The organism is Microcystis sp. M53603_WE2 (assembly GCF_030065435.1).
The window spans coordinates 1-10411 of the sequence record NZ_JASJFF010000954.1 but is presented as its reverse complement, the minus strand read 5'-3'; the positions used below and the strand labels follow the sequence as shown (position 1 = coordinate 10411).

Genomic DNA, 10411 nt, shown 5'->3' with positions numbered 1-10411 from the left:
TGAAATGGGGCGAAAGTCTGTGGACTCTGTGTAAGACAGTACATGGTTTTTTAACTGTGGTATGCGACGGTGGTGGAAGCAGAAACTTAAATCGTGAGGTTTAGGAATCGCCGCACTTTTAGGGCGGCGAGGATGTCAATACTTGATCTCCTGTAGATTTCTGCACTATCTACAAAAATAGTACCCAACTTATAATACAGAAGTAGGCATTGGGAATGGATGATGGCTAATAGCGAAAGTGAAGAGCGGCAGATAGCTTTGGCAATATACACAAATATTAGTCCCGTCCGCTGTCCGCTCGACTGCGCTGTTATGGGGCATATTCATCGATTACCCCAAAATTACATCCGTTTCAGCAACTCATCATACCCCCCTGATTTTTTAGGGCTGCCCGGCCAGTTCTGACTCTAATTTGGCCAGAATCTGGGGTTTAAGTTGCTCGATTTTCTGTTTTAACATCCGCTTGCTAATTTGCGGGTTGCCACCCTGGCCCGATTGACTATCTGTCACCCATTGCTGCAAAATTTGGCATTGATTGGCGGGAATATTAGCGTTGATCACATTTTCACAGATGTTGCTGCCTTCGAGGGGGAAAAATAAAATCCAGTATTGACCGGCTTCGGCGAGGGTTTTGGTCATTTTTTGACCTTGAGGGGTTTTTAAGTCCAAATAACAAGGCAACCAGAGGGGGCCCCATTGACGATGATAGAGGACAGTAATCCAGAGAATCATCGGGTGAGGTGTGGGTAAAAAGAGGAATTGATTATAACGGACACTAGCAACCCGGACGGCGATATCTTCTCGATCCAACATTACCCATAAACCGGGAAAAACGCCGTCAGCAGCCTGGAGACAGCGTGAGAAGACAATTTTTTGGCGCGGTTTATCCTCGGGCCAACTGGACTTGACACAGATATCCCTCGCATTAGCAGCAGAAACAATGGTTTGATTTAAATCACGAGGGGTTTTGATTTTGCGGGTGTAATCGTCGGTTTTTTTGACTATTTCATTTTTGACTAGGGGTTCAAGTCGTTCGAGACGTTGTAGTATATCTGTAACACTTGACGGGCGATCGCTGGGTGCTTTGGCCAAGCAGCGCAGGATTAACTGTTCTAATTCTGGCGGTAATTGCAAGCTAGAATTAAAGGAACGGGGTTCGGCGTAGTGGTGAACCTCATACCAACCGCCAAAGGAGGGATTATCGGGAAAAATGGGCGTTTCTCCCGTGATCATCTCGTACATCATAATCCCAAAACTGTAGATATCAGAACGATGATCGAGTTCTTTACCTTCCATCTGTTCCGGGGAACAATAGGCTAAGGTTCCCATAAACGATTGGGTTTGGGATTCTCCCGATTGGATGAGTTTAGCGATGCCAAAATCGAGAATTTTCACCAATTCCCCCAATCCCGAATCCTGAATCACGATAATATTGCCTGGTTTGATGTCCCGGTGAATAATCGGACAGCTCTCGCCTTGGAAGATAATACCCTTATGGGCGCATTCCAGGCCGAAACAAATCTGACGGGTGAGATTGAGAAAGCGCGGGAGGGGCAGCGGCTGATGTTTGATGATTTCACTCATGCTCTCCCCCGGCAAAAATTCCATGACGTAGAAGGGGACTTCCTTGTCATCTACACCATAATCACGAACCTTAACAACATGAATACTTTTTTCGCCTAAAAGTGCCGAAATAGTCGCCTCTCGCTCGAAGCGCTCGCGCATTCTGTTGTTGAGGAGAGTTTGCGAGAGGAATTTGACGGCGACGGTTACGCCACCTAAGAGTTTATCTTCTGCTCGATATACTTGTCCCATGGCACCGCTACCGATCAACTCGACCAGTTGGTATCGATTGGCAAGTAAACTCCGATGTCTAGATTCTGCCGACATAGCTAGGCTACTGTGTTAATTATAGTGAGTCTGGTGGAGAGAGTTTTTTTAAGAACCGCTGCAATTGGTCGGCGATTGAGAGGACTTAATCTTAGAATGGCTTTTTTTCGGTTCTTCGTTACTTGGTATGGTTCGATCAGGGGGCATAAATCGACTAAATCCTTATCTGGCAAGAGACTTAATTGATTAGCTCGTTCTAGATCGAAAACAATTGGCAAAAATTACATAACACAAACCGAAGAACCTTTTTTTCGGACTAAAAGCATCATTGTTAACATATATAGCGGTTCTCGCATCTGTGCGGCACACTTAAACCTTTGCTGATTAAGCTGTTCAGGATCGGGAATGTACCTCTTGTGAATCAGAAACGCTATATTTTCAGGCATTTTTAGTCATTGCCTCTCGGATAATTAATTTTTGGGGGTTGAAAAAATGAAAAAACTAAGTATAAAGTAACATAAAATCTCTAGATAGACAATTTGATTGATTATTATTCGTTCTTGATTGTCCTGACTTGAAAGAGGGTGTGGGGTGTGGGGTGTGGGGTGTAGGGTGTAGGGTGTGGGGTGTAGGGTGTGGGGTGTGGGGTGTAGGGTGTGGGGTGTGGGGTGTAGGGAAAGAAACCTCTTTCATCTGTGGGGGTGAAAATTTTTTCATCGGGACTGCCAAGGGACTCCTAAACCACCACTACAGGCAAATCCCTAACCCCTGTAAAACTTTTTTGCCGAAAGTGACCGATCTGCGTAATAATTCTTTAATAAAGATTTGTAAACTTAAAAATGATTATCCCTTCGCAGTGCTAGAGATTTAATGAGACGACTAATTGCGATCGAAAAAGCTCTGCTCATCGGTCATATCGTATCGATGGCTTTTGGACTAGCGGGATTGTTGCTAGTTTTGCCCCATCCCGAATTTGTGGCCAATTTACCAGATTTTGGCAAAACTGCCTTTGCTTGGTCAATGGCCGGGGGGGGTGTGGTGTATATGGTGTTAGGAATGGCAGCGGTGGCTGTTTATGCCTATCGGACTCTAGGAGTGTGGCACTGGTTAGGATTCATGGTTCCCGCTATCAGTTTATCCCTTTGTAGCGAACTATTAGGAACCAGTACCGGCTTTCCTTTCGGTCATTATCGTTATCTTTCGGGCTTAGGTTACAAAATTGCGGGTTTAGTCCCCTTTACTATCCCCCTATCTTGGTTTTATCTCGGTTTTAGTGCCTATATCATCGCTCGTGTTGGTTTATCCACTCTTGCTATACCCCAGTGGCTACAAAATCTAGGATCGATCGCTATCGGGGCGGTATTATTAACTTCCTGGGATTTTGTCCTAGATCCGGCCATGAGTCAAACTACCATGCCCTTCTGGATTTGGGAACAACCGGGGGCCTTCTTTGGGATGCCCTATGAAAATTTTGCCGGTTGGTTCGGTACAGGCTGTGTTTTTATGACGGTAGCCACTTTAATTTGGCAAGTGCAACCGGTGAAACTGCCAAGTCAAGATTTAACCCTGCCTTTTGTGATGTATTTGGGTAATTTTGGCTTTGCTACGGTCATGAGTATGGGTGCCGGTATTTATCCGCCGATTTTCTTAGGATTACTCACCGGTATTCTGCCTTTAACACTCCTCTATAATCGCGCCAAGGCTGTTGCTTCCGGGCAAACAGTGCCGACAAGCGAAGTAACAACCCTAAAAATCCCCGTTGTTTCGGTGAGAGGAGCCAAATAAGTTGTTAACTGAGATAATTCTCGGTGCATTCTGCCTGGGGCTACTGCTGTCTCAGGCTGTTGCCTTTTTTATCCTTCTTTCCCGTTTGCTAAAAGGGGCGCGTCGTCGTCCTCCCCTGACTCCCCAACCCCCCACCCCGGAGATGTTAGGGACAGTAAGCGTGATTGTGCCGACGTTAAACGAAGTGGCCAGGATTGACGGTTGTTTACAGGGATTGAGTCAACAGAGTTACGAAGTGCGAGAAATTCTGATTGTCGATAGCAATTCCCAAGATGGTACGCGGGAAAAAGTCAAAGAGATAGCGGCAAAAGACCCCCGCTTTCGCTTGAAAACCGATTATCCTTTGCCCCCCGATTGGGTAGGTCGTCCCTGGGCGTTACACAATGGTTTTTTGTTTAGTTCTCCTAAAAGTGACTGGATTTTGGGCATTGATGCCGATACCCAACCCCAAGCAAATTTAGTCGCTAGTTTAGTTAAAGCTGCGATCGCAGAAGGTTATGATTTAGTTTCCCTGTCGCCGCAATTTATCCTCTCCTATCCGGGGGAATGGTGGTTACAGCCGGCTTTATTGATGACTTTGCTCTATCGTTTTGATTCCGCCGGGGTGCGAGAACAAGATCCCGAAAGAGTGATGGCCAATGGTCAATGTTTTCTCTGCCGGCGGTCAGTTTTAGCGGCTTTAGACGGTTATAGCGGGGCAAAAGGTTCTTTTTGCGATGATGTCACCCTCGCCCGTCTAGCGGCAACGAAAGGCTATCGGGTGGGATTTCTCGATGGGGCGAAGTTGATTCGCGTGCGGATGTACGAAGGACTCAAGGAAACTTGGCGCGAATGGGGCAGATCTCTTGACCTCAAAGATGCCTCCTATCAGGGGCAATTATGGGGCGATTTAGCTTTATTAGCTCTTACTCAGGGATTACCGATAATTATCACTCCTTTACTGCTCACAGCTTTGATTTTTGGCTACAATTTCCTGAGTTTAAAAATTGTTTTGACTTTAAACCTGCTGCTGTTATTGATTCGTTTTGCCCTTTTATTGGCTGTCTCTCCTAGCTACTATCGAGGCGAAAAAGTCAATCTATCCTCAGTATTATTTTGGCTATCTCCCCTAGCGGATCCGCTGGCAGTTATCCGCATTTTTGTCTCTGCTTTTACCCGTCCCCAAAGTTGGCGCGGTCGAGTGTATCAGTAATATTTTTTGATATCCGTAAAGAGGTTGATGTACCTTGTAGTCACAATTAAGACGGTCAATGAGGCGAACTCATCAGACCACTATTTACTCCTTCTACATAATAATTGAGGCTCAACTATGGACCCTATTTCTCTGATTCTTGCTGCTTTAGGGGCTGGTGCGCTCGCTGGCGCTAATGATACCGCAGGAACAGCTGTTAAAGATGCCTATCAGGGTTTGAAGACTTTAATTAAGAAGAAGTTTGAAGGCGATGTTCTGGGACAAGCGATGGTAGATGCCAAACCAGAAGAAATCAAGCAAGCTGAAGGTTTGTTAAAAGATAAAATTACCAAAGCTGGTGCTGATCAAGATCAGGAAATCATTAAAGTGGCTCAGGATTTACTCGATCAAGTCAAAGAACAGCCCGGTGGACAGGAGATAATCAATCAAACTCAAACTAATACGGTGAGCGGCGTAACTGTTGGTGGAAACTTTGAATTTAAGCCAGTTCAAGAAGGCAAGAAGAGTTAAGAAAGCGTGAATTTGAATAAGGGTTCGGTAAAATTTGACCACTTAAACAAAGATTAGAAGGAGTGCTGGATTTAGCTGAACCGACAGCCATTTGTTGCATCTCTGGTCCCTAAAACAAAACATCGGAGATGCCACTACTATGAGCCAGTCAATTCCAGACCGTCAATCTCAGGAACAAGATAACCTGATTAAAGATACTAACGTTAGCGGTGATTTAATCATCGCTCCCGTTCAAATTGGTACTAAAATTGAGACTCAAACTGTCCAGATTTCAGTTGCTAAAGGTACGCAGCAACCATTGACTATGAAGTCACCTTATCGGGGACTGAAAAGATTTAATGACAAAGACAGAGATCTCTTTTTCGGTAGAGATAAGTTAATTGCTGAATTATTTGAGATGGTGAATCGAAGCAACTTGAGTTTAGTGTTAGGGGCTTCTGGAAGTGGCAAGTCTTCTGTGGTGCGTGCGGGGTTAATTCCTGAGTTGAAAAAATCTCTGGAGTCTCAAACATTTTATGACTTCATCTTTACACCGAATCAAGATCCCTTTGATTCCCTACATCGGTGTTTACTCATTGAGGAGAAGGATTATCACTTCAGTGAAGCAGAAGTCGAGATTGCCCGAGAAGCAAAGGCAGATACCCTAACTAAAGTGATTGACACCTTAAGGAAAGATGGGGAACGGTGGCTAATTTTTGTCGATCAATTTGAGGAATTGTTCACTATTTGCAACGATTTAGATAAACGCAAAAATTTTATTGCAGGTCTTGTTCAAGTTGCCAAGTCTGGGAATAGTTCTGTCAAGATTGTACTGGCAATGCGGGCTGACTTTCTGGACCAATTGAGTTTCTATCCCGATTTAGGTGCTATTGTTAACGAAAATAATAATATGCGTCTGGTGACTATGATGCATCCAGATGAACTGCGACAGGCGATTGAGCAACCAGCAGCCAAGCATGGGGTCGTGTTTGAAGAAGGGTTAGTTGAACAAATTATCAAGGAACTTGATGGACAAAAAGGTTATCTTCCCTTATTGCAATATACCCTGAATTTGCTTTGGAAAAGTGAATGCCAAACTCGCTGTGCTGATGGTCGCTTTGAGATCGAAGACCGTATCTTAAACAAGAAAAGTTATGCAGCGTTAGAGGGGGTAAGGGGAGCATTGCAAAAGCGGGTCAACGAGATATACCTCAATTTGAACGAAGACGAAAAGACAACCACTAAGCAAATATTTTTGAAGCTAGTTAATGTTGTTGATACTGATTCAGGCAGTAGAGCAGTGAGCAGACGAGCTTATCGAAATGAATTTGTCGGTAAATCAGAAGAAAAGCTCCTCGAAAAGTTCATTAATAAAGACAAGTTGCTAGTTAGTAGTAGCGAGTATTCTAGTACGGAAGAAATGCAAGCGAGTGACAGCAAGCGTCTGAAACAACCTCCAACTCCAACCGTAGAAATTGCCCATGAAATTTTGCTCTCATCTTGGAATGAGTTAAAAGACTGGCTTGAACAAGCAAAAGAAGCAATTATCTTCAAAAATCGGTTGACTGATGAGACAAGACGGTGGCAAAAAATTCGCTTAGAGGATGAGTCTAAAGCTCAGGATGAACTCTTGAAAGGCTATCAATTGGCTAAGGCTGTAGAGTTGAGAAATAAAGAAGGCGCTTTTAAAAATCTTCGTGGCTTAAGACCAGAAGAAAGTGAATTCATTGATGCCAGTGTCAATTGGCAACAGCAACAAGAGCAGCAAAAGAAAAACCGACGACGAAATACCATTGTAAGCCTCGCTACTTTTTCAGTCATTTCTTTGGGGCTGGCCAGCTTTGCAGGAATTCAATTATGGAATGTTAAGGTTGCTAAACAACGCACACAAGAAGAACTTATTCACTCTGCTTGGATAAGCCTTAAGCCATTAAAAAAAAGCTATGAAGAGTGTGGAACTTGGCTCGATTATGGACTGCGCGATCTCTACTGTCAGATCAAGCCCTTTGTTGATTATAGCAAATTAATGGCGATATCTGGCTTACCTATTTTCAAGAAGGGTCCTCATACTAATTTTAGTCTGAACTTTGAGGGTGGCTACGAGTTTGGGCATTACAACCCAGAATTTCTAACATGGATTCAAGAGAAAGTTGTTATTGAACCTGCTGACAGCACATTTAAGCAAAACATCCAACGAGCTTACAATGATAAAATTAAAGTAGTAGCAAGAGCTTTCTACCAAACACATAAAATTTTGTTTCCAACCCCTGAAGGATCTGATGAGTTTAAAGCAATCAAGAGTGAATATCCAGATAAAATTGAAAAGCAAACTCTAGAACGTTGTGACCTTGGAGGACCCGAAAAATGTGGTGGTTGGTATCTGCAAGAAGAGTTTAGATGGCTGGGTGACTATTTAGCCAACCAAAATAAAAATATTTCTGAAAGGATTAATGGGAAAGATAATTATTGGTATCTAGCGAATGTATCGGGAGGTTTTTGGGTTCGGCGCTCTATTGATGGAACAGAAAAACAGTTTTTTGATATCTTGACACAACTTCTGGAAATCTATGATTCAGAGTGGCTGAGTGAACAAAATTTGCTGGATACCAATCCATCTCAATTAAAACCGAGGAATATGATTAAAAAGATGACGCATGACGACAAACTCCCAACAAAATAACGAATAGCCATAACCCTGCTGCTCCACCGTCCTCACCTGAGCTTGTAAACCCTTTAAGGAAAAATCAGGATTCCAACCCGCATATAAACCCACCCCCACCGGCACATACCGGGAAGCTGTCGCCAGTCCCGATCCCGAAAGACTTGCCGCCACCTGATTGGGAGTTTTCCGATAGATCTGTAAGACCACCTCATCCACAATCCCTTGACGCACCCAAGCCAACCAATTTTGATTATATTTATTCACCGCAAAAGAGTGAGGATTAGGCGAAAGACTCACCACCAACTTGGGATTAATCGCCTTGACATGATCGTGCAACTTGCGGGTTAAATTCGTTAAAGCCTGACTTTTATTACCAAAAACACGCGGAACTGCCCAATGATCATCTAACTGAATCCCCGCCAAATCTTTTTCTTTTAAAATATCTTCCATATTCCCCAAAAGATAGGCTTGTACCTGCGGATTCGCCGGATCTAACCAGACATTGGTTTCCACCACCGTCTTCCCTGCGGGCGTTTTTAATAGCCAATCCGGATGCTTTTTGGCAATAGGATCCTTAGGGGATAACATCAAACCATACTCAAACCAAGCAAATGGTTTCAAACCCTGCCGTAAAGACTCCTTAACCGCTGCCCTCCAGGGATTGCTCAACGGCGGCACAAACAACCAATTCGTCGGACGTTGGGAAGTCGGATAAAGCGTTCCCCTAAACCCATAAACACTAAAATACACCCGGTCATAACCCGATCGCGAAAGATGATTTAACACCTCATCTAAGGACGTAGTGTGATGTAACAATATCGTGCCAATATTGGTTAACCAAACCCCCTTCATCTGCTCATTTTCCACTGCCTTTCGGGGAGCCGCTCGGTGAGTAACCAACAACAAAAAAGCCACTCCAGCAACAATCCCAAACCTCTTTAGGTACTTGCTAAACTTAACCATGATTCCCGATTAATCCCACCAAGATATTTGATAATAGTATTAAGTAGGGAGGCCAAATTATTTGTAGGATGGGTTAGCGGTAGCGTAACCCATGCAGGCGTTGGGTTTCATGCTTCAACCCAACCTACGTTCATCTTATATTTAATTCCACCCACCCACTTATTTTAGTCCGATTTTTAATATTCAGTTCATCATCAGCAAGACCTATTTAGTTATACTAAATCCGTTTATTAAAAACTGATTATCAGTGAACTGGGGTATCGGGTGTATTAGGCTCCCCTAACACACCCAGAAAAGATTTTAGGGAAAATTAACCGACTACGCAGAGAATATCCGATGCGTGACTAGCGGTATTCACTTTGTCATCCACATGGCTAATTTTGCCTTCTGCATCGATGATATAGGTGACGCGCTTAGAATAGCCACCCCCATCGACGTCATAAGCTTTGGTGATAGCACCATCGGTATCTACGAGCAATTGGAAGGGTAAACCGTATTTTTCTTTAAATTGTGCATGGGAACCTTGGTCATCCCTGCTCACCCCGAAGACTACTATTTCCTTGTCTTGGTATTGTTCGTAGTTATCCCGGAAGCTTTGCGCTTGCTTGGTGCAGCCGGGGGTATCATCTTTGGGATAGAAGTATAAAACTACGACTTTACCTTGAAAATCCGACAGGGAAACGGTTTTTCCAGTATCGTCGGTGGTGGTAAAGTTCGGTGCGATTGTTCCAACGGTTAAAGCCATAACTCCGATTCCTTTACAAAAGTTAATCTATCTTGATCATAAGGGATGAGGGTCACAAACAGGGAGAGGGGAAAAAGAAGTCAGAGCATTTGTACTAAATTTCCCGATCAGTTTAAATACAGTACAGCTTAGAAGACGAACAACAAACCTCCAGAATTTGTCTTAGGATAATATTTGTCAGCTAAGAGGGGGATAATATGGGGCTATTCTGGTTAAAGGTGAGAACTTTTGGGCAAAATATCTTAATTGGTTGGGGTTTAGTGCTATTAATCGGTTTTTATCACAGTATCAGCGCTAAATCTACCTCATTAATGATTGTTTATCCTCCCGATAATCATCAAACCACGGCCGCTAGAATCTTTTTTATTGGTTCTGCTCCTCCATCGGGTCAAGTTTTGCTCAATAATCAACCGATTCAACGCAGTGCTAAAGGATATTTTGCCCCTAGTTTTCCCCTAGAAGTTGGCGAAAATAATTTCACTATTCGCTATCAAAACCAAACTATTAATCGTCAAATAATTCGTCGAGATACTCAAGCAATTATTCCCCAAGGATTAGCTTTTGCTGATAACTCTCTCAGTCCTTCTGTCCATAGGACGAGGTTAGTGGGGGAATGGATTTGTTTTAGTGCGATTGCCACTCCCCAAGCTCAGGTTTCTGTGCAGTTAGGAGATAAAATTCTGCCTCTTTTACCCCAACCTCAAACCACAAAACTGCCTAGTAATGCCGCAGTTTTAACTAATCT

The 10411-nt window shown here is 43.6% G+C and carries 9 protein-coding genes and 1 pseudogene; 5 read left to right on the top strand and 5 right to left on the bottom strand.

The window, feature by feature from the left end; translation table 11 throughout:
• Positions 1-381 precede the first annotated feature (381 nt).
• The 3 genes from PX481_RS20140 to PX481_RS20130 all read right to left on the bottom strand — a co-directional run bounded on the left by PX481_RS20140 (position 382) and on the right by PX481_RS20130 (position 2547).
• Positions 382-1890, bottom strand: coding sequence for a serine/threonine-protein kinase (locus PX481_RS20140; protein WP_288095650.1), 1509 nt, complete (start codon positions 1888-1890; stop codon positions 382-384).
• 2 nt (positions 1891-1892) lie between these two features.
• Entirely contained in the window at positions 1893-2108 is a 216-nt protein-coding gene (locus tag PX481_RS20135) for a hypothetical protein (RefSeq protein ID WP_080603648.1), read from the bottom strand.
• Between the two features lie 223 nt (positions 2109-2331).
• Entirely contained in the window at positions 2332-2547 is a 216-nt protein-coding gene (locus PX481_RS20130; RefSeq protein ID WP_071825105.1) for a hypothetical protein, read from the bottom strand.
• 153 nt (positions 2548-2700) lie between these two features.
• On the opposite strand from PX481_RS20130, the gene cruF reads away from it, so the two are divergent.
• From cruF to PX481_RS20110, 4 genes are all read left to right on the top strand, one after another.
• The gene (gene cruF / locus PX481_RS20125; protein ID WP_288095649.1) at positions 2701-3615 is read left to right on the top strand and encodes a gamma-carotene 1'-hydroxylase CruF; all 915 of its coding nucleotides are present in this window, start codon (positions 2701-2703) and stop codon (positions 3613-3615) included.
• A gap of 1 nt (position 3616) precedes the next feature.
• Positions 3617-4807 carry a 2'-O-glycosyltransferase CruG gene (gene cruG, locus PX481_RS20120; RefSeq protein WP_288095648.1) on the top strand — a complete coding sequence of 397 codons (1191 nt, stop codon included), beginning with the start codon at positions 3617-3619 and terminating at the stop codon, positions 4805-4807.
• Positions 4808-4924: 117 nt separating this feature from the next.
• The gene (locus tag PX481_RS20115; protein ID WP_288026842.1) at positions 4925-5317 is read left to right on the top strand and encodes a Het-E N-terminal domain-containing protein; all 393 of its coding nucleotides are present in this window, start codon (positions 4925-4927) and stop codon (positions 5315-5317) included.
• Between the two features lie 139 nt (positions 5318-5456).
• On the top strand, positions 5457-7976 hold the full coding sequence (locus tag PX481_RS20110) for an ATP-binding protein (RefSeq protein WP_288095647.1): 2520 nt from the start codon (positions 5457-5459) through the stop codon (positions 7974-7976).
• On the opposite strand, the gene PX481_RS20105 is transcribed toward PX481_RS20110, so the two are convergent.
• Together PX481_RS20105 and PX481_RS20100 are read right to left on the bottom strand one after the other, a co-directional pair.
• Positions 7917-8921: a glycoside hydrolase family 10-like protein gene (locus PX481_RS20105; protein WP_012268243.1), complete on the bottom strand. Its 1005-nt coding sequence runs from the start codon at positions 8919-8921 to the stop codon at positions 7917-7919. The two genes, PX481_RS20110 and PX481_RS20105, sit on opposite strands and share 60 nt — an antisense overlap.
• Positions 8922-9231: 310 nt before the next feature.
• Positions 9232-9666, bottom strand: coding sequence for a peroxiredoxin (locus PX481_RS20100; RefSeq protein WP_002761836.1), 435 nt, complete (start codon positions 9664-9666; stop codon positions 9232-9234).
• A gap of 197 nt (positions 9667-9863) precedes the next feature.
• Here PX481_RS20100 and PX481_RS20095 point away from each other — a divergent pair.
• A pseudogene (locus PX481_RS20095) lies at positions 9864-10411 on the top strand (N-acetylmuramoyl-L-alanine amidase); the annotation flags it as partial.

Coding starts and splice junctions, on each gene's coding strand:
- PX481_RS20140 (WP_288095650.1), bottom strand. CDS start 1,890: ATGTCGGCAGAATCTAGACATCGGAGTTTACTTGCCAATCGATACCAA.
- PX481_RS20110 (WP_288095647.1), top strand. CDS start 5,457: ATGAGCCAGTCAATTCCAGACCGTCAATCTCAGGAACAAGATAACCTG.
- PX481_RS20100 (WP_002761836.1), bottom strand. CDS start 9,666: ATGGCTTTAACCGTTGGAACAATCGCACCGAACTTTACCACCACCGAC.
- PX481_RS20115 (WP_288026842.1), top strand. CDS start 4,925: ATGGACCCTATTTCTCTGATTCTTGCTGCTTTAGGGGCTGGTGCGCTC.
- cruF (WP_288095649.1), top strand. CDS start 2,701: ATGAGACGACTAATTGCGATCGAAAAAGCTCTGCTCATCGGTCATATC.
- PX481_RS20130 (WP_071825105.1), bottom strand. CDS start 2,547: ATGAAAAAATTTTCACCCCCACAGATGAAAGAGGTTTCTTTCCCTACA.
- PX481_RS20105 (WP_012268243.1), bottom strand. CDS start 8,921: ATGGTTAAGTTTAGCAAGTACCTAAAGAGGTTTGGGATTGTTGCTGGA.